We start from the raw sequence: 19,828 nt of genomic DNA on the forward strand, positions 1-19,828 counted from the left end.
GCCGGCTCGGCATCGAAGCCAAACTCAACCTGATGCAGCAGGTGTGCGCCAGCGTGCAGTACGCGCACCAAAATCTGGTGATTCATCGCGATCTGAAGCCTTCGAACATTCTGGTGACCGAACAGGGCAGGGTGAAGCTGCTCGATTTCGGTGTGGCCAAGCTGCTCAATCCGGAAGGTGGCGTGGATCACGCGATGACACAGCAGATCGATCGCGTGTTGACGCCCGATCATGCGAGCCCCGAGCAGTTGCTCGGTCAGCCGGTGGGCACGACTTCGGACATCTATGCACTGGGCGTGCTGCTGTATGAATTGTTGAGCGGCAAGCGGCCGTTCGAATTCGCCAATCTGTCGTTCAGCGAAATCACCAGAATCGTCGGTCTCACCAGTCCGGCGCCGCCGAGTACACGAGTGCCCGTGGAAACAGAGCGGCGCGGGCTCGCAGCCGAGCTACGAGGCGATCTCGACAACATCGTGCTTAAGGCCATGCATCGCGATCCGGCGCGTCGCTATCAAACAGCAGCGGCGCTGGCGGTGGATATTCAAAACTATCTCGAAGGCAGGCCTGTGCAGGCGCGTCCGGATACCTGGGCGTATCGCGCGCGCAAATTCGTGCGTCGAAACGCATGGGCAGTCGCCGGCGCGACAGCATCGGTGTTGATGATCGTCACGCTTATCTCGTTTTACACCGGTCGATTGGCCGAAGAGCGCGACATCGCGCAACGAGAGCGCAAAGCGGCCGACAGCGTGGCTGAGTTCATGACAGACGTGTTTCGCCGCGCCAATCCGAATGAAACGCGCGGTGCCGAAGTCACAGTGCGAGATGCGCTCGACGCTGCCGCTGCACGTATCGATCGCGATCTGCTCAACGAGCCGCGTCTGCGTTTGTCATTGATGCGCAAGATGGGCCAGTCGTACAGCGGTCTGGGATTGATGCCCGAAGCGCTGGGATTGATGGAGCGGCAAGTGAGCGTGGCGCGCTCGGAGTACGGCGAGACCGATGTCGAACTGGCGCGTGCGCTGGAGGCACTCGGGCACGTGCATCACTCGATGTCGAAGTTTCCGTTGGCCGAGCAGGCGTTCGGTGAAGCCGAGCTCATTCGGATTCGCTTGGGCCTGGAGCAGGGCGTCGAATGGGCGCGGCTGTTGCATTCCATCGCCACCAATCTGCGGGCCGAGCAGCGCTTCGAGGACGCTATCGAATATCACAAACGCGCCGAGGTCAGCGCGCGTGCGTTACCTATGGCGGAACAGGCCACGCTGGGCAATGTCCTGCAAGGCTTTGCATTCACTTATAGCGAGTCGGGCAATTACGCCGAGGGCGAGCGCTACGCGCGTGAAGCGCTGCCCTTGTTACAAGGGGCGATCTACGAAGGTCATGATCTCTACGCCAACGGGTTGAACACCCTCGGCACTATTTTGCGCCGGCAGTTCAAACTCGAAGAGGCTGAGCCGCTGTTCCGTCGCTTCGTGGCGCGACAGATTGAGATTCTCGGTAAGAATCACATGCTGGTGGCCCGTGCGCAGAACAATCTCGCGACGCTGCTGCGAGCCAAGGGCGACTATCAGGGCGCGGAGCAGGCGCTGGTTGAAGCGTTGCGGATCTTTGAGGCGGGGCGTGAGCCGGATCAGTTGGACTTGGCGATTGCGCATCACAATCTGGCGGGCGTGTACCGCGAAGCCGGCGATTTCACGCACGCGTTGGAGCATGCGGATCGCGCCATCGAACTGAAGCGCAACGCTGTCGGTCCAGGCAGCCCGCAGTTGGTGAGTTCGTTGCTCGAACGTTCGGCGGCGCTACGCGAGCGCGGTGATGTGGCTGATGCACGAACGGCATTGACTGAAGCGGACGCGATTGCGAAGCAACGCTTCGATGCGAATGACCGGCGTCACGTGCTGGTCGCATTGGAGCGCGGTCGACTCAATCTGGTTACGGGACAGAAGAGTGCTGCCGCTGCCGATCTCGAAGGGGCGGTCGCGAATTTGCGTAAACAAGATGAGCCGGCGCGCTTGGCCGAGGCGTTGTGTACGCTTGCCGAGCTGCGTGTAGCTTCGGACGATCTTGCGGGTGCTCGCAGTTTGTTGGACGAAGCGACCACGCTGCGTCAGAAGATCATGCCGGCCACGCATCCGGCGATGGCGGCCATCCACCGTCAGCTGAGCGCTATCGACGCATCCGGCCGCGCCGCTAGATAATTGACTTCCGCCTCTTGCCGGCGGCTACGCGAGAGCGCATTTTCAGGCAAGCATCGTGCGGCTTCGTATAACGCTGTCGGGACCTTCGTCGGCGACACTGTGTGCCGTGCGCGAGGAGACGGTATGCAACAACGTAAATTGGGTTCTCGTAAATTAGGTTCTCAGGGTCTGACGGTGTCCGCGCTCGGCTTGGGCTGCATGGGCATGAGTCAGCATTACGGAGTCGGCGACGACGTCGAATCCATCGCTACCCTGCATCGTGCGCTCGAGCTGGGTGTGAATTTTTTCGATACCGCCGAAGTGTATGGGCCGTATCACAACGAGGAGTTGCTGGGTAAGGCGCTGAAAGGCAAGCGTGACCAGGCGGTGATCGCGACCAAGTTCGGATTCGATCTGTCCGGTAAGGATCGGCTTGGCGGTGTGAATAGCCGGCCGGAGCACGTGTTGAAAACTGCGGATGAATGTCTGCAGCGGTTGGGGACGGATTACATCGATTTGTTTTATCAGCATCGGGTTGATCCGAACGTGCCCATCGAAGATACCGTCGGTGCGATGGCGCAGTTGGTGAAGCAGGGAAAAGTGCGTTACCTCGGTTTGTCGGAGGCGGGCGCGCAGACGATTCGTCGTGCGCATGCGGTGCATCCGATCTCGGTGTTGCAGAGTGAGTATTCGTTGTGGGAGCGCAATCTGGAGCCGGAGATTATTCCGCTGCTGCGAGAGTTGGGTATCGGGTTGGTGCCGTACTGTCCGTTGGGTCGTGGCTTTTTGACGGGCAAGGCGCCGCGACTGGAAGCGACTAGTGAAAGCGATTTTCGTCGCGAGGATCCGCGTTTCCAGGGCGAGAACTACGATCGGAATCTGCAGCTGGTGGAGCAGGTGAGTGCCGTTGCTGAGAGCAAGGGTGCAACGCCGGCACAAGTGGCGCTTGCTTGGGTGTTACAGAAGGGCGAGGACATTGCGCCCATTCCAGGCACCAAGCGACGCAAGTATCTCGAAGAGAATGTTCTGGCCGCGTCAGTCACGCTGACGACGCAAGAGCTGGCGCAGCTAGATGCAATCGGCGACACCGGCCAAGTCGCCGGTCCGCGTTACACCGCTGGCCGGATGAAGATGATCGATCGGTAATCAGGCCCGGTCGAAGGGAAATGCCAGCACGGCGTCAATATGTTTGGCGCCGGTGGCGCACATCACCAAGCGGTCGAAACCCAGCGCGACGCCGGAGCACTCCGGCAGTCCGTGTTCGAGCGCGGCGAGGAAACGTTCGTCCATGGGCATCGGCGGCAAGCCGCGTTTGGCGCGTTCGGCGAGATCCTTCTCGAACCGAGCGCGCTGCTCGGCCGCGTTGGCGAGCTCGTGAAAGCCATTGCATAGCTCGAGCCCATCCATATAGGCCTCGAAGCGCGATGCCACCGGCCCGCGAATCTGTGCGAGTGCCGCTTGCGAGGCCGGATAGTCATAGATGAATGACAGCCGGTCGTGACCGAGTTGCGGGCCGACCAGAACCGCCATGATCAAATCCAAGCAGCCATCGCGATCGGCCCTCACAGCGAGCGGCACTTCGATGCCTGCGCTTTCCAGTCGCGCGACTAACACAGGCACCGGATCGTCGAATGGATCGATGCCCGTGTGTAGATGCACCGCCTCGCGATAAGTGAGTCGCTCGGAGCGGTCGAAGGCGCGCGCCGGCGGCAGCATCGCGCCGATCAGCCGTTCGACGTCAGACATCAATGCGTGGTGGTCCATGCCGAGCCGATACCACTCGATCATGGTGAATTCAGGATTGTGCGACCGGCCGCTTTCGCCATCGCGATACACCTTGCAGATCTGCCAGATGTCGCCGCAGCCCGCTGCGAGTAAACGTTTCATCGCGTATTCGGGCGAGGTGTGTAGAAACGTCGGACGAGCCACCGTCGTCGCCGCAACGCTCGCCAGATGAACGTCGGTGACTGCGGCCGAGCTGATGGTCGGCGTATCTACTTCGAGCGAGCGAGTGGCCGTGAAGTATTCACGAGCGGCCCGCAACATCGACGCACGCACTTCGAGCGTGGCAATCGCTGCTGTCGGACGCCAGTCATCGCTCATTGCGCAGTCCGGGCGATCGGGCGGCCGAGTTGCACAGTGGCATTCGGGCGCAGCGCTGCGTCCCAATGAATGCGCCCACGCTCGAACAGCAACACCACGGTTGAACCCATGTTGAAGCGGCCAAGCTCTTCGCCCTTCTCGAAGCCGCGACCCACGCCGCTGGCAATGATTTCCGGTTGTTTGCGAGAGCGAGGCGGCGGATTCACTTCGCCACAATGCACCGTTTCGATGCTGCCGACATGCAGCGCGCCCACCAGAATCACGGCGACGCGACCGACCGGCGTGGTGAATTCACAAATCAAACGTTCGTTGCGAGCAAAGACGCGCGGTACCGAGCGTGCCGTCGATGCGTTCACGCTGAACAGATCGCCGGGCACGTAAATATTCTTCAGCGCCGTGCCCGCATACGGCATGTGAATGCGGTGATAGTTGTAGGGCGCCAGATAAATGCACGCGAAGCTGCCATTGCGATACGTGGCGATGGACTCTTCATCGCCCGCCAACAATTCCTGCAAGGTGTAGTGCTGACCCTTGGCCTGCAGAATGGATTCGTTCAGCAACTCGCCGGCTTGGCTCACCGTGCCGTCGACCGGGCTCACGATGAACTCCGACTCGATGGCGATCGGGCGCACGCCGGGCTTCAACGCGCGCGTGAAAAAATCATTGAAGGTGCGATAGGCGAACGGATCGGACTGCGCCGCCTCGGCCATATTGATGTCGAACAACTTCAGAAAAATGCGCAGGAAGGTGTTCTTGACGAACGCCGACTGGCTGCGCGTGATTGCGTAGATCACGCGCGACATCAAATGTTTGGGCAGGACGTACTGGAGCGCGGCGAACAGCCGGTCGCCAGTGCTGACGGAGGACACTTCGGTCATGAGCTGGCGATCACGAGATGGGATAGGCAGCGACGATGCTGCGGTAGTCTTCGGCGATGATGGGCACTTCGTGAGGCGTGGAAGACAGAGCTCGCAAGGCGCCGCTCGGATCGACGATGAAAATCGCCGCCGAATGATCGACGGTGTAGTTGCCGCCGGGCAGCGGTGAAATCGCCACCGGCACGCCGAGTTTCAGTGCGAACTCGTGCACCGCTTCCTGCTCGCCGGTGATGCCGGTGAAGGTGGGGCTGAACGATTTCACGTACTGCGCGAGGCGCTCGGGCCGGTCGCGCTTCGGGTCGACCGACACCAGCACGATGTGCGGGCGATGTTCGGTGGGCAAATCGGCGAGCTGCTTTTCGACCTGCGCCAGCAACGCCAGCGTGGTGGGGCAGACGTCCGGACAGAAGGTGAAGCCGAAGAACAAAATGCTCCAATGGCCCTGCAGCTGTTCCAGGCCGAACGGCCGGTTCTGCTGATCGACGAATGCCATCGGCGGCAGCGGCCGCGCCGGATCGAGCAAGGTGGCTTTGGCCAAGGTCGGCCCGCCGCCGGATCGATCCAGCAGTGCGCGCGACAACAGCATGCCCGCCGCTATCGCTACAATAGCGACCGTAGCCGCGAGTCCTATCGATTTTGCTCGACTCATTGGTCTCCTCGTGGCGCCAAGTATCGCATGCCCGCCAAGAAATCCGCTTCCAAGAAGTCCGCCGCCAAAGTTCGGCTCGTGGCCAAGCCAGCCAATAAGCGCGGCCCGGCCCGAACCCGCGATTCATCGCCAGTCGCAGGCGCGCCCGAGTCTGCAACAGTTGCACAGCTGATCAGCTTCGCTGCAGAACGCTTTGCGCACGCCGAATTGTGGTTCGGTCATGGCACCGACAACGCCGTCGATGAAGCCGCCGAGCTGGTGTTTTTCGCGGCCGGTCTGCGTCACGACGAAGCCGACGAGGTGTACGGCCAGGTGCTCAAGGCCACGCAGCGAACCAAGGCGCTCGCTTTGATCGAGCGGCGTATTCGCGAGCGTGTGCCTGCTGCCTATCTGACTCATCGGATGTGGTTCTGCGGCCATGAGTTCTATGTCGATGAACGCGTACTGGTGCCGCGTTCGCCGATTGCCGAGCTGATCGAAGCGCGCTTTCGTCCCTGGATCGATCCCACCAAGGTGCGGCGGATTCTGGATATCGGCACGGGCTCGGGGTGTATCGCCATTGCCTCGGCGTTGGCTTTTCCAAAAGCGAAGGTCGATGCAGCCGACATCTCGACCGACGCGCTCGCGGTCACTCGCAAGAACATCGAGCGTCATTCGCTCAAAGACCGCATGCGCGCCGTGCAGTCAGACGTGTTCGACGGCGTGCCGGATGAGCGCTACGACGTGATCGTTTCCAATCCGCCCTATGTGGGCGACGAGGAACTCGCTGGGTTGCCGGAGGAGTATCGACGCGAGCCGGTGCTGGGGTTGCACGGCGGCCGCGATGGCTTGGACATCGTGCATCGAATCCTCGACCAGGCGGCGGCGCATCTGCAGCCCAACGGCATATTGATTGTGGAGGTGGGCAATTCGGAGGACGCCCTGGTGGCGGCGCTGCCTCGGATGCCCTTCATGTGGCTGGAGTTCGAGCGCGGCGGCGGCGGGGTGTTCCTGCTGACCCGTGAGCAACTGGTCGCGAAGTCGTAAAAGTTCGCGCAAAACGGCGGGCAGAGCAGCTCAGTGTGGGTAGAATCAGTCCGCACTCAACTGACTGAAAACTTTGCTGCAATGTCCGGTAACACCTTAGGCAAGCTGTTCACTGTCACCACCTTCGGCGAAAGCCACGGGCCCGCGCTCGGCTGTATCGTCGATGGCTGTCCGCCGGGCTTGGAACTGTCCGAAGCGGACATTCAGCCGGAGCTGGAGCGGCGTCGCACCGGCACCTCGCGCCATACCAGTCAGCGCAAAGAGCCGGACCAGGTGCGGATCCTGTCCGGGGTGTTCGAGGGTCGGACCACCGGCACGCCCATCGGGCTGTTGATCGAAAACACCGACCAGCGCTCGTATGACTACGAGAAGATCAAAGACCGGTTTCGTCCCGGGCACGCCGATTACACCTATCAGCAAAAATATGGCTTCCGCGACTATCGCGGCGGTGGCCGTTCATCCGCGCGCGAAACTGTCATGCGCGTGGCAGCCGGCGCGATTGCTCGTAAATATCTGCGCAGTCGCCTGGGCGTCACCATTCAGGGCTACCTCGCGCAGTTGGGGCCGCTGGTGCTCGAGCCGAAGTCGTTGGCGACGGTTTACGACAACGCGTTCTTCAGCCCCGATCCGTCGCGACTGGAAGAGCTCGAGAACTACATGATCGAGCTGCGCCGTGAAGGCGATTCGGTCGGCGCGCGTGTGAACGTGATTGCCAATGGCGTGCCCGCGGGGCTCGGCGAGCCGGTCTTCGATCGTCTCGATGCCGATATCGCGTTCGCCATGATGAGCATCAACGCCGTGAAGGGCGTGGAGATTGGCACTGGCTTCGGCAGCATCAGTCAGAAGGGCAGCGAGCATCGCGACGAAATCACGCCGCAAGGCTTTGTTTCCAACAACGCAGGCGGCGTGCTCGGTGGCATCTCTTCGGGCCAGGACATCCTGGTCAGCATCGCGCTCAAGCCCACGTCCAGCATCACCATCCCCGGGCGCAGCGTGAACGTGGACGGCAACAGTGTGGAGGTAATCACCACCGGGCGGCACGACCCCTGTGTAGGACTGCGCGCGACCCCCATCGCCGAGGCCATGTTGGCGTTGGTATTGATGGATCACTATCTCCGGCAACGCGGCCAGAACGCCGACGTGAGCGTGCACGAAAAGCTTAAATTCGTGTCCAAGCCGCTGCTTCCGGACCATGATTGAGGTAGTGTGCGCGACCCTGATTTATAAAGGGGACAGATCTATTTTCGTGCCGCGAAGTGGCTTTTCCGGCCGGCGGTCCACGAAAATAGATCTGTCCCCTTTTAAATCCAAATCTGGTGAGCAACTGAGTCTGGAGTCATGAGCAAGCGTTGGAATGTGGCGGTTTTGGGTGCGACGGGTCTGGTCGGCAGCAACATGCTGTCGATTCTGGAACAGCGCGATTTTCCCGTGGGCGAGCTGTTTCCCCTGGCGAGCGCCAAATCCGTCGGCAAAACCATTCGCTTCAAAGGTAAAGACATTCCAGTGCTGGATGTCGAGACCTTCGACTTCAGCAAAGCGCAGGTCGGTCTGTTCTCGGCCGGTGCCAGCGTTTCCAAGGTACATGCGGTGCGCGCCGGCCAGGCCGGTTGCGTGGTGGTCGACAACACCTCGCAGTTCCGTTATCAGGACGACATTCCGCTGGTGGTGACCGAGGTCAATCCGCACGCCATCGCCGGCTATAAGAAGCACAACATCATTGCCAACCCGAACTGCTCGACCATGCAGATGCTGGTGGCGTTGAAGCCGTTGCACGATGCCGCCGGTATCGAACGCATCAATGTGGCGACTTATCAGTCGGTGTCGGGCGGCGGCCAGAAGGCCATCGACGAGCTGCAGTCCCAGACCGAGACCCTGCTGAAGGGCGGCGCGGTGACGCCGAAGGTGATCGCCAAGCAGATCGCGTTCAACGTGGTGCCGCAGATCGACGTGTTCCTGGACAACGGCTACACCAAGGAAGAGATGAAGATGTTCTGGGAAACCCAGAAAATCTTCGAGGACAAGAACATCAAAGTGAACGCTACGGCGGTGCGGGTCGGCGTGTTCATCGGTCATTCCGAGGCGGTCAGCATCGAGACCCGGCGCAAGCTGGGCGAGGCCGAGGCCCGGGAATTGCTCAGTAAGGCGCCTGGGGTGGTACTGATAGACGAGCGCAAGCCGGGCGGGTATCCCACCCCCGTGACCGAGGCCGCCGGGACCGATCCGGTGTTCGTGGGACGCATCCGGGAGGACATCAGTCACGACCGGGGTCTAAATCTGTGGATTGTGTCCGATAACGTCCGCAAGGGAGCGGCGTTAAATAGCGTCCAAATCGCCGAGATTTTGGTGAAAGAGTATTTGTAAGCTATAGTTGCGCGCCTAAAGTCAAGAAGCACATGAGCTTTTCATGATCTTCGAGAGCCAGGCGCGCTAGTCATCTGTAGCAGGGGCGTTTTCCATAAGACGGTTGCCTGACCCCTCGTGGAGGCGCCCCACATTGCTTTAAGGATGCTTCGGGACCGTACCGGGAGAGCTGATGAGAAGACACCTGCCGCGCCTGCTGCTGACGGGCGCCCTGCTGTCCCCTGTGACGCTGTACGCACTGGGTCTGGGGGAAATCCGCCTCAATTCCGCCCTGAACCAGCCTTTCAATGCGGAAATCGAACTGCTCTCCCCGACCCCGGAGGAGCTCGGCAGTCTGCGCGTCGCTTTGGCGAGCCAGGACGTGTTCTCCCGCTACGGCATCGACCGTCCGCAGTACCTGAGCAATTTCGATTTCTCAGTGAGCCGCGGCCGCGATGGCAAAGCGACCATCAAAGTCACTTCCAATCGCTCGGTCACCGAGCCGTATGTGACTTTGCTGGTCGAAGCGAGCTGGGCGCGCGGTCGGCTGGTGCGCGAATACACCGTGCTGCTCGATCCGCCGGTGTTGATGCCGTCGCAGAACGAAGCGCCGGCGCCGGTCACCACTCCGCAGTCGGCGACGACGGCGGAAGGTCGCATCGAGCGTCGCCAGACGCCTGCTCCTGAACCGACTCCCGCTCCGCCGCCGGCTGTCACGCCGCGGCCGACGCCTGCTGCTCCCACGCCGGCGCCCGAGCCGACGCGAGTTCAGCGCGTCGAAGAGCCTACCGATTCGCAGGTCATTGCTTCGCCGGGCAGCGAGTACACCGTTCAGCGCAATGACACGCTGTCGAAGATCGCGGCCGCCGCCAATCCGGGCGGTAGAAGCGTCAACAACCGCACCATGATCGCGTTGTTCCGCGCGAACCCACAGGCGTTCAGCGGCAACATCAATCGTCTGCGCGCGGGTAGCGTGCTGCGCATTCCTGAATTGGCCGAGATCGAAGCCATCTCTGCGGGTGAAGCTGGCGCCGAAGTGGCGCGCCAGGCTGCCGAGTGGTCGGGTGGCGTCGTTGCCGACACCACAGCGGAAGCCGATCGGCTGCGTCTGGTCACGCCGCAAGAAACGCCCACGCCGCCGACACCAGCGCCGCAGCAGCAGGCTCAACAGCAGCCGCAGCCGTCCGCGCGTCCTGGTACGCCGAGCGCGCCGGATCGTCGTCTCGAAGTCGAGAACCCGGGCCTGGCGCAAGCTCAGAAAAACGTCGAGCCGACCCCAGCTGCGCCGGTGGCCGAGCCCACGCCGCCGCCGACGGAAGCGCAAGCTCCGACCGAACCGACCCCTGCTGAAGAGTCGGCTGCTCCGGTTGCCGAAGCACCTGCGCAGACACCGCCTGCGGCCACACCGCCGCCGGCTGCGTCCGAGCCGACGCTGGTCGAGCGCCTCACTGAATATTGGTGGGTGCTGATTGCACTCGGCCTGGCCGTGGTGCTCGGCGTGTTGTTCATGCGCCGTCGTCGCGACGCCGAGGACGATACGCTCGATTCATTGTCGACTCCGCTCGCGTTCGATCCGCCGTCCGAGCGGCCTGCACGCGCGCTCGCACCGTCGAACAAAGGCGCTCGCGCCGATGCGTTCCTGGTCGAGGGCGAAGACGACGCCGGCTTGGTGAAGACCAATCTGGACGACGACTTGGACTTCGATGAGCCGGTCCAGACCCAGCGTCGCGAACCCGCCCGCGCTTTCGATGCCGCTCCGGCACCAGCCGCGCGTTCTGTCGAAGACACGCTGAGCAGCGAGTCGGCAGTCCGCTTCGATCAGCAGGATGCGCTGGCCGAGGCCGACTTCCACATGGCCTATGGTCTGTACGACCAGGCTGCGGATCTGGTGAAGATCGCCATCGATCGCGAGCCGGGCCGTCGCGACCTGAAGCTGAAGCTGCTGGAAATTTATTTCGTCTGGGGCAACAAGGATCTGTTCCTCGACACCGCGCGCGATCTGTACGAGACGCGTCACGAAGCCGCGGCCGGTGAGTGGGACAAGGTCCTGATCATGGGCAAGCAGATCGCCGCCGAGAACGAGATGTTCAAGGGCGAGGGCAGCCACGTGGGCCTGGTGGACGTGAACCTCGAAGGCGGCGAGAACCGCGTCGACGTCGATCTGTTCGCCGAGCCTTCGGGCGACGATCGCCAGGGCTTGGATCTGGAATTCGCGAGCGGCGAGCACCGTGGTCCGACCGATGCCACGCAAGTCGCGAGCGATCTGGACTTCCTGCTCGACGAGCCCAACGACGACGACACGCAGGAACAGCGCACGCGTGAAGTGGACGCGCTGGCCCGCACGCAGGAAACGCCGACCATCGAGTCGCCGGTCATCGACCGTACTTCGCAGACCGTGCGCGAGAAAGTCGACAAGGCCGTGTTCTCCAAGGGCACCAGCACCGGCGACACCGCCGAGCTGTCCATCGACGATCTGGGTCTCGATGTGGACAACATCGAGCACGAGCGCGCGCTCGAAGACACCAACGCGCTCGAGAAGGACCTGACCGAAGACGTGGTGCAGCCGCTGCGCGACGATGAAATGACCCAGCTGGCGCCGTCGCTGAGCAGCTTCGATCGCACGATGGAAGCGCCGCGCGTTGCCGAGCGTTTCGATGGCGACATCGAAAGCACGGGCACCATCTATATCGATCAAGTGGACCTGACCGGCGGCGGCGATACCGCCGAACACCGGCGCCCGGATGTGGACTCGACGGCCTCGCTGAAGAAGCCGCTGGGCCTGACCGACATCGATTTGGATCTGGAAGAGCTGAGCGATGTGCGGCCGACGTCCGACACGGTTCGCCAGTCGCGCGACGACGATGACATTTTCTCGAGCGACGTGTTCGGCCCGGACGACCGCACGCACGAAGTGCCGCGCGGCGGTGTCGATCTGGACGTTGGCGATTCGCTGACCTCCAGCGAGGACCGCGAGCCGACCCAGCGTCATGCCATGGCCACGGAAATGGAGCTGTCCGAGCTCGAGCCGGTCACCATGAGCGAAGTCGGCACCAAGCTCGACTTGGCGCGCGCTTACATGGACATGGGCGACCCGGACGGTGCCCGCAGCATCCTGGATGAGGTGCTGTCCGAAGGTAACCCGAGCCAGAAGCAGGAAGCGCAGCGCTTGATGGACTCGATTCGCTGATTCATTGTTGTGCGCCGGCTCCCATCCCGGGAGCCGGCAGATCCCCATGCCCCGACTCGCTCTAGGTATCGAATACGACGGTAGCTCGTTTGCCGGCTGGCAATCCCAAATCCATGCCGTCGGCGTGCAGGACGTCGTGGAGAAAGGCCTCTCCGTCGTTGCCGATCACAAGGTACAAGTCGTGGCCGCCGGCCGTACCGACGCGGGCGTGCACGCGGCCATGCAAGTCATTCACTTCGACACGCCAGCCATTCGCACCGAACGCGCGTGGTTGTTGGGCGCGGTTTCCAACATGCCGAAGGAAGTCAGCGTGCTCTGGGCGCGCGAGGTGCCGGAAGGATTCCACGCGCGCTATTCGGCGATGGCTCGCCTCTATCGATACGTGATCCTGAACCGCATTCCGCGACCGGCGCTCAATGCCTATCGCACGTCCTGGGTCCGAGAACACCTGGACGAAACCCGCATGCACCAGGCGGCCCAGCATCTGATCGGCGAACACGACTTCTCGTCGTTTCGCGCGGCTCAATGCCAGTCGCGCACGCCCATGCGCAAGATGTACGAGATCTCCGTGACCCGGCACGGTGAACTGGTCGTCATCACGGTTTGCGCCAACGCCTTCTTACATCACATGGTGCGAAACATCGCCGGCGTGCTGATCGCCATCGGCACCGGCGAGCGGCCCTTGGATTGGTCCAAGCAGGTGCTGGAGTACCGGGATCGCAAGCTCGGTGGCGTGACCGCCGTGCCGGGCGGCCTGTACCTGGCAGGCATCAAGTACGCGCCCGCCTTGAAACTGCCCAGCGAGCCGGAATTCACGGTATTGGCGCCGGTCCCGGCAACTTGCCGGCCGGTTCCGGACCAAGTATAGATGCCCCCTTTGTAGATTCAGGCAGCCCCTATGACCTGGTTTGAAAAGATCATGCCTTCGCGGATCAAGACCGAGCGCCGTACGCGCTCCGTCCCCGAAGGCCTGTGGATGAAGTGCTCGGCCTGCGACGCGGTTCTGTACCGCGCCGAGCTGGAGCGCAATCTGCATGTCTGCCCGAAGTGCGGTCATCACATGCGCATTCAGGCGCGCGACCGGCTCGAGGCGTTTCTCGATCCCGAAGGGCAGGTGGAACTGGCCGACAACATCGAGCCGGAAGATCCGCTCAAATTCCGCGACACCAAGAAGTATCGCGACCGCCTGCAGGCAGCACAGAAGAGCACGCAGGAAAAAGACGCGCTGATCGTGCTTGCCGGCACGTTGATGGGCGAGCCCGTGGTGGCGTGCGCGTTCGAATTCTCCTTCCTCGGCGGCTCGATGGGCTCGGCCGTGGGCGAACGTTTCGTGCGTGCCGCCGAGCACTGCCTCGAACATCGCAAGCCGCTCGTTTGTTTCTCCGCCAGCGGTGGCGCGCGTATGCAGGAAGCGTTGCTGTCGCTGCTACAGATGGCTAAGACCAGCTCGGCGTTGGCTCGCATGGCCAAGGCGCGTCTGCCGTACATCTCGGTGCTCACCGATCCGACCACCGGCGGCGTGTCTGCCAGCCTCGCCATGCTCGGCGATGTGAACATCGGCGAACCCAAGGCGCTGATCGGCTTTGCCGGTGCGCGCGTCATTCAGCAAACCGTGCGTGAGACCTTGCCGGAAGGTTTCCAGCGCAGCGAGTTCCTGCTGGAGAAGGGCGCGTTGGACATGATCGTCGACCGCCGCGACATGCGTGAGCGCATCGCGGGCCTGCTGACGATTTTCACGCAGCGGCCGGCGCCGCAGCCCAAGGTCGCTGCTTAAAACAACTCCGCGATGAGATCTCTTGCCGATTGGCTGCGCTGGCAGGAGACGCTGCATCCGAGCGCCATCGACCTCGGCTTGGATCGCATGCATCGCACGCTGCAGCGGTTGGGCTGGCAGCAGCCGAAGTGCCCCGTCATCACCGTCGCGGGCACTAACGGCAAAGGCTCGACCGTTGCACTCACCTCGCGGATTCTGCGCGCCGGCGGCTATCGCGTCGGCACGTTCACCTCGCCGCATCTGATTCGCTACAACGAACGCATCGTCATCGACGGCCGCGAAGTCTCGGATGCTTCGTTGATTGCCGCGTTCGAGCGCATCGACGCCGCGCGCGGCGAAGACACCCTGACATTCTTCGAATTCAACAGCCTCGCAGCGTTGCTCGTGTTCGATACGGCTGGCGTCGATGCCATCGTGCTCGAAGTAGGCCTCGGAGGCCGTCTCGACAGCGTGAACGCCGTGGACGCCGACGTGGCCGTGGTCACGTCGATTGCGCTCGATCACACGGATTGGCTCGGCCCCGACGTGGAAAGCATCGGCCGCGAGAAAGCGGGCATCTTCCGCGCCGAGCGCCCCGCGATTTACGGCTCGCGCGATATGCCGGCATCGATAGCCGAGGTCGCTCAGCAGCTCGGCACGCCCTTGTATCGACTCGGCACGGACTTCGATTGGCAGTCCGACGGCGAGCGCTGGTCCTGGCGCGGCCGCGCAAGTCACTACGACGACCTGCCTCGGCCAGCGTTGCACGGTGAACTGCAGTTCGACAACGCCTCGTCAGTGCTCGCCGCGCTGGAATGCTTGTCGTCGCGGCTGCCGCTTACGCGAGAGGCAATCGAGGCAGGGCTACGGACCGTGACGTTGTCGGGTCGCTTTCAAGTCATTCCGCGATCTGAGCCCGCGGCGGTCGATTGGATTCTGGACGTCGCCCATAACCCCGCGGCAGCTCAGGCGCTCGCTGGCCAGCTGGTATCGCGACCGGCCGACGGCCGAACCCTCGCGGTCTGCGGAATCCTCGGCGACAAGGACATCGACAGCATCGCGAGCATCCTGCGGCATTCATTTGACGCGTGGGTCGTCGTCGGGTTGCCGAGCGCGCGCGCCGTGCCCGTCGACGCCTTGGCGGCGCGGCTCGCGAAGCTGGGGGCAAACATTGCAACGACCGCTGCGGATGTCGCCGCGGGGTGCGAGGCTGTCGAGTCGCTGGCGCGCGCGGGCGATCGCATCGTGGTCTTCGGCTCGTTTCTGACCGTCGGCCCGGCACTCGAGTGGTTACAGGCGAGAAGTTGAGTTTCAGTAGTTAAGTTGCGTGTCGTTCACGCGCTGCGCCTTTTATACTTCGCGCCGTGGAACGCCCCGTAAAAGAACGCCTGATTGGCGCGGCTGTGTTGATGGCTGCGGCCGTCATCCTGATTCCCGAGATGCTCTCGGGACCCGACCGCGACCCTGTCGATCAGCCGGCGAAAACCGCGGCCAACGGCGAGGGAGCGGGCGAGGCGTCGATCAAGACGTACACCATCGACTTGAGTCAGTCGCCAGGCGCGCAGCCCGCGACGCCGGTCGAGCAAACCGAAACTCGCGCGCCACCGCCGGAAGAGGCGCCGCCGCCCGAGACTTCCGCGCCAGTCGAGCAGACTCCGCCAGCCGCGGCACCTGCGCCCGTTCAGGCTTCCCCTGAACCGCAACCGGTGGTTACTGCTGAACCAGCGCCGCGTCAGCTCGCTGCCCAACCTGCGCGTGCTGAAGCGCCACCTCAGGCTCCGCCGAAAGCCGAGCCCAAACCCAAGCCGGAGCCCAAGCCCGAGCCGAAAGTCGAGCCGCGTCCCGTTGCATCTCCGCCGCCCGCCCCCAAGTCCACTGCTCCTACGGCAGTCCCGACAGGCAAAGGCTGGGCAGTTCAGTTGGGTAGTTATGCCAGCGAGTCCACGGCACAGCGAATCGCGAACGAATGGCGCGCCAAAGGGCAGAGCGCCTTCGTGATGCCGGTGACCACAGGCGGAAAAACCCTGTATCGAGTGCGTATCGGTCCCTCCAAGGATCGCGCCGGCGCCGACGCCGCGCTCAAGGCCGTGAAGCCGAGCATCCCCAGTGCGGCAGTGGTCGCGCATCCGTGAGTGATACAATCCGCGCGCCCCAAGGCTCTCGAGGCCGTAAATCGTTATTGCGCTTATGAATGGTGCTGACTACCTGATTCTCGGCGTAGTGGTTCTTTCGATGCTCCTGGGGCTAATCCGTGGCTTCGTCCGTGAAGCCATCGGAGTCATCGCCTGGCTGGGCGGTCTGTGGCTGGCGTGGCGCTACGCTCACGTGGTCGAGCCGCTGTTGGCGGGCAGAGTCGGCGATCCGCCGGTGAGCACGTGGGCCGCACGCACGTTGATCGTGCTCGGCGTGCTGGTGCTGGGCTGGATCCTTGCGGGCATCCTCAGTTACATGCTCCGCCATTCAGGCCTCAGCATCATGGTCGACCGCCTGCTCGGGCTGGTCACCGGTTTCGTGCGTGGCGCAGTGGTCGTCGCGGTATTCGTATTGTTGGGTCAGTTCGTGCAGCTCACCCAAACCCATTGGTGGAAGAGCTCACGGCTGATGCCGTATGCCTCGGAAGCGGCGGGTTGGCTGCAGTCGTTTGCGGAGACAGGCATGAGCGTGCTGGAGAAGCAGCGGCAGGCTCGTCCCGGTTCCACGGTGAATAGAGCGGGGGTCTGAGCATGTGCGGCATCGTTGGTATCGTTGGCCATAGTCCGGTCAATCAACAGGTCTACGACGCGCTCACGGTCTTGCAGCACCGTGGTCAGGATGCCGCGGGCATCATGACGTACCACGACGGCGAGCTGTTCATGCGCAAGAAGACCGGCCTGGTGCGCGATGTCTTCCAGGAAAACCACATGCTGAAGTTGAAAGGCAATGTGGGTATCGGTCACGTGCGCTATCCCACCGCGGGTTGCGACGGCGCCTCCGAAGCGCAACCGTTCTTCGTGAACTCGCCGTACGGCATCTGCCTCGGCCACAACGGCAACCTCACCAACACGACTGAACTCGCCGAAGTGCTGACGCGCGAAGATCTGCGCCACCTCAACACCAGCTCCGACTCGGAAGTGTTACTCAACGTGCTGGCGAGTGAGCTGTCGCGCGTCAAGACGCCGCGCGCTTCGGCAACGGACATCTTCGCCGCCCTCAGCTCGGTGTATCGCCGCGTGCGTGGTGGCTACGCCGTCGTGACGATGATCGTCGGCCACGGTCTGCTGGGCTTCCGCGATCCGCATGGCATTCGTCCGCTGGTGCTCGGCAAGCGCGAGTCGGCGCAGGGTTCTGAATACATGCTCGCCTCCGAGAGCGTGGCGCTCGACATGCTCGGCTTCGCGCTGGAGCGCGACGTGAATCCCGGCGAAGCGGTGTTCATCGACGAGCATGGTCGCTTGTACTCGCAGCAGTGCGCGCCAGCCGCCAAACACACGCCGTGCATTTTCGAATACGTTTATTTCGCGCGCCCCGACTCGAAGATGGACAACATCTCCGTGCACAAGGCGCGGCTGCGCATGGGCGATCTGCTCGCTGAAAAGATCAAGCGAGTCTGGGGGGATCACGACATCGACGTGGTCATTCCGATTCCCGACACGAGCCGCACCGCCGCCGTGCAAGTCGCGCAGTTGCTCGGTGTGAAGTACCGCGAAGGGTTCGTGAAGAATCGCTACATCGGCCGCACCTTCATCATGCCGGGCCAGGAGCAGCGGAAGAAGTCGGTGCGTTCCAAGCTGAACGTGATCGATCTGGAATTCCGTGGCAAGAACGTACTGCTGATCGATGACTCCATCGTCCGCGGCACGACTTCCGCGCAGATCATCGATTTGGCGCGTGAGGCTGGTGCTCGTCGCGTGTACTTCGCCTCGGCCGCGCCGCCGGTGCGCTTCGCCAACGTTTACGGCATCGACATGCCGACGGCCTCCGAGCTGGTCGCGAGCGATAAGACCGAAGAGGAAGTCGCCAAGTCCATCGGCGCCGACCGGCTGATCTATCAGGACATTGAAGACCTGGTACGCGCGTGCTTGCACCACGACTCGCAGATCGAGCAGTTCGACACGTCCTGCTTCTCGGGCGAGTACGTCACGGGCGACATTACGCCGGCCTATCTCAAGCGCTTGGAAGATGAGCGTTCGGATCAGGCCAAGGCGAAGCGTCGTCAGTCGCCGTCGCTGAAAGCTATCCGCGCGGTGTGATTACGCGGCGCCGGCAGCGTGTGAGCTGACGTCATGGCGCTGCCCGCCGGCCCTGCTTCTCGACCTCTCGCAGCGGCGTCCGCCACGTTGGCGCCGCGTGTGTTGATCATCACCGATCACACAGAACTCGCGCGCTCGCTTGAACATCACATCTCCATCGTCTGGGCGGATGCGGAATGCCGTATTCATGCGCCGATGATTTCCGGCCGCTTGCACTCCGCGTTCTCCGCGATCGGGTTCGACGCGGTGCTGCTCGATGACCGCAGCGAGCGCGGCCGGGGCGAGGAGTGGCTGGAGAACTTCCTGTACCGCACGGGTTTTCCGCCGATAATTTATTTGGCTCGCGGCGACGATGCGGCGCTGGCTGCGCGCGTCGTAGAGCGCGGCGCTGTGGATTGTGTGATCCGCGAGCGCATCGATCATCGACGACTTGCGAACGCGCTACGCGACGGCGTTCAGCGTCGTCGCCAAGAACTCGCGTTATGGCGCACCGGCTCGCAAGCCGAGCAGTTGTCTCGTTTTGGACCGATCACGATCCTGGGTCATCGCTTCGCGCGTGAGCTGGCGATCGGCGGTACCTCGATGGTGTATCTCGCAGAGAGCGAACGCGCCGGCGAAATGGTGGTGTTGAAGGTGCTCAGAGATGCGCCAGAGACCGGCGATCAGCACCTGCAGTTTTCACGCTTCCTGCAAGAGTACGAGCTGATTTCCAAGATCCGTCATCCCAACGTGGTGCGGATTTTCGATCTGGGCATCGCTGACGATCACGCGTACATCGCGATGGAATATTTCGCGCTGGGCGATTTGCGCGGGCGCATCGCGAAGGGCATCCGGCCGCGGCTGGCTTTGCAGTATCTGGCACAGATGGCGGCGGCGCTACTGGTCGTGCACGAAGTCGGCGTGCTGCATCGGGATTTGAAACCGGGCAACATCATGGAACGCGCTGACGGTTCGCTGGCATTGATCGACTTCGGCTTGGCCAAGCATCACGATGTGAAAGTCGAGATGACCGGCACCGGGGAGATTTTCGGTACGCCGTATTACATGAGCCCGGAGCAGGGTCATGGTCAGGAACTGGATGAACGCAGCGATTTATATAGCCTGGGTGTGATTTTTTTCGAGATGTTGACCGGTAAGAAACCTTTCCTGGCCCCGACTCCCATGGGTGTCATTTATCTGCACGGCAACGCGCCGCGGCCCGTGTTGAATGACGAGCTGAAGTTTTATCAGCCGATCCTGGACCGGTTGCTGGCGATTGCACCGACCGATCGCTACGGCTCCGCTCGGGAATTGGTCGATGAACTTGGCAAGCTTGAGTTGGTGTTTGGATGAGTGCTGTGCCTCGATGCGATGATGGTTCTAACGTTGTTGCTGCCGTTGCGCCGAGTGCCGTCGCTGGCGCATCACGCTTTACCGGCGTGCTGCTCGCGCCGACGCCTGCTCGTTGGTTCGAAGTGGCTTGCGAGCGCTGGCGCGAGCTGGTGGTCGA

General features: G+C 62.6%; 15 protein-coding genes and 1 pseudogene. 13 read left to right on the forward strand and 3 right to left on the reverse strand.

The window, feature by feature from the left end; translation table 11 throughout:
- Together JNL55_RS13235 and JNL55_RS13240 are read left to right on the forward strand one after the other, a co-directional pair.
- Positions 1–2,195: serine/threonine-protein kinase (locus JNL55_RS13235; protein WP_293853645.1), on the forward strand; the 2,195-nt coding region annotated here is incomplete at its 5' end.
- Between the two features lie 123 nt (positions 2,196–2,318).
- Positions 2,319–3,320 carry an aldo/keto reductase gene (locus JNL55_RS13240; protein ID WP_293853647.1) on the forward strand — a complete coding sequence of 334 codons (1,002 nt, stop codon included), beginning with the start codon at positions 2,319–2,321 and terminating at the stop codon, positions 3,318–3,320.
- Here the strand turns inward: JNL55_RS13240 and epmA are convergent, their stop codons facing one another.
- From epmA to JNL55_RS13255, 3 genes are read right to left on the reverse strand one after another with little or no spacing between them, the layout of a single operon-like run.
- The gene (gene epmA / locus JNL55_RS13245) at positions 3,321–4,277 is read right to left on the reverse strand and encodes an EF-P lysine aminoacylase EpmA (RefSeq protein WP_293853650.1); all 957 of its coding nucleotides are present in this window, start codon (positions 4,275–4,277) and stop codon (positions 3,321–3,323) included.
- Entirely contained in the window at positions 4,274–5,155 is an 882-nt protein-coding gene (gene asd / locus JNL55_RS13250; protein ID WP_293853652.1) for an archaetidylserine decarboxylase, read from the reverse strand. The genes epmA and asd overlap by 4 nt, the downstream gene beginning before the upstream one ends.
- Before the next feature lie 10 nt (positions 5,156–5,165).
- Positions 5,166–5,804, reverse strand: coding sequence for an SCO family protein (locus JNL55_RS13255; RefSeq protein WP_293853654.1), 639 nt, complete (start codon positions 5,802–5,804; stop codon positions 5,166–5,168).
- Positions 5,805–5,831: 27 nt separating this feature from the next.
- On the opposite strand from JNL55_RS13255, the gene prmB reads away from it, so the two are divergent.
- The 11 genes and pseudogenes from prmB (at position 5,832) to JNL55_RS13310 (ending at position 19,671) form a co-directional block, all read left to right on the forward strand.
- Positions 5,832–6,830, forward strand: coding sequence for a 50S ribosomal protein L3 N(5)-glutamine methyltransferase (prmB, locus tag JNL55_RS13260; RefSeq protein ID WP_293853656.1), 999 nt, complete (start codon positions 5,832–5,834; stop codon positions 6,828–6,830).
- Positions 6,831–6,911: 81 nt separating this feature from the next.
- Positions 6,912–8,030 carry a chorismate synthase gene (aroC, locus tag JNL55_RS13265; protein ID WP_293853659.1) on the forward strand — a complete coding sequence of 373 codons (1,119 nt, stop codon included), beginning with the start codon at positions 6,912–6,914 and terminating at the stop codon, positions 8,028–8,030.
- Between the two features lie 138 nt (positions 8,031–8,168).
- Complete coding sequence (locus JNL55_RS13270) at positions 8,169–9,191, forward strand: aspartate-semialdehyde dehydrogenase (RefSeq protein ID WP_293853662.1); 1,023 nt, start codon at positions 8,169–8,171, stop codon at positions 9,189–9,191.
- A gap of 172 nt (positions 9,192–9,363) precedes the next feature.
- The gene (locus JNL55_RS13275) at positions 9,364–12,357 is read left to right on the forward strand and encodes a FimV/HubP family polar landmark protein (protein WP_293853665.1); all 2,994 of its coding nucleotides are present in this window, start codon (positions 9,364–9,366) and stop codon (positions 12,355–12,357) included.
- A gap of 46 nt (positions 12,358–12,403) precedes the next feature.
- On the forward strand, positions 12,404–13,225 hold the full coding sequence (gene truA, locus JNL55_RS13280) for a tRNA pseudouridine(38-40) synthase TruA (RefSeq protein ID WP_293853667.1): 822 nt from the start codon (positions 12,404–12,406) through the stop codon (positions 13,223–13,225).
- A gap of 30 nt (positions 13,226–13,255) precedes the next feature.
- Positions 13,256–14,110 (forward strand): annotated as a pseudogene (accD, locus tag JNL55_RS13285) (acetyl-CoA carboxylase, carboxyltransferase subunit beta); the annotation flags it as partial.
- 33 nt (positions 14,111–14,143) lie between these two features.
- Positions 14,144–15,418, forward strand: a complete 1,275-nt coding sequence (gene folC, locus JNL55_RS13290) for a bifunctional tetrahydrofolate synthase/dihydrofolate synthase (protein WP_293853672.1) — start codon at positions 14,144–14,146, stop codon at positions 15,416–15,418.
- 56 nt (positions 15,419–15,474) lie between these two features.
- Positions 15,475–16,242, forward strand: coding sequence for an SPOR domain-containing protein (locus JNL55_RS13295; protein WP_293853674.1), 768 nt, complete (start codon positions 15,475–15,477; stop codon positions 16,240–16,242).
- A gap of 55 nt (positions 16,243–16,297) precedes the next feature.
- Entirely contained in the window at positions 16,298–16,831 is a 534-nt protein-coding gene (locus JNL55_RS13300) for a CvpA family protein (protein WP_293853676.1), read from the forward strand.
- A gap of 2 nt (positions 16,832–16,833) precedes the next feature.
- Positions 16,834–18,339 (forward strand): amidophosphoribosyltransferase, encoded by a 1,506-nt coding sequence (gene purF / locus JNL55_RS13305; protein ID WP_293853679.1) that lies wholly within the window; start codon positions 16,834–16,836, stop codon positions 18,337–18,339.
- 33 nt (positions 18,340–18,372) lie between these two features.
- Positions 18,373–19,671 carry a serine/threonine-protein kinase gene (locus JNL55_RS13310; protein WP_293853681.1) on the forward strand — a complete coding sequence of 433 codons (1,299 nt, stop codon included), beginning with the start codon at positions 18,373–18,375 and terminating at the stop codon, positions 19,669–19,671.
- The last annotated feature ends 157 nt before the right edge of the window (positions 19,672–19,828 follow it).

This window comes from Steroidobacter sp. (assembly GCF_016790065.1).
Lineage (GTDB): Bacteria > Pseudomonadota > Gammaproteobacteria > Steroidobacterales > Steroidobacteraceae > Steroidobacter.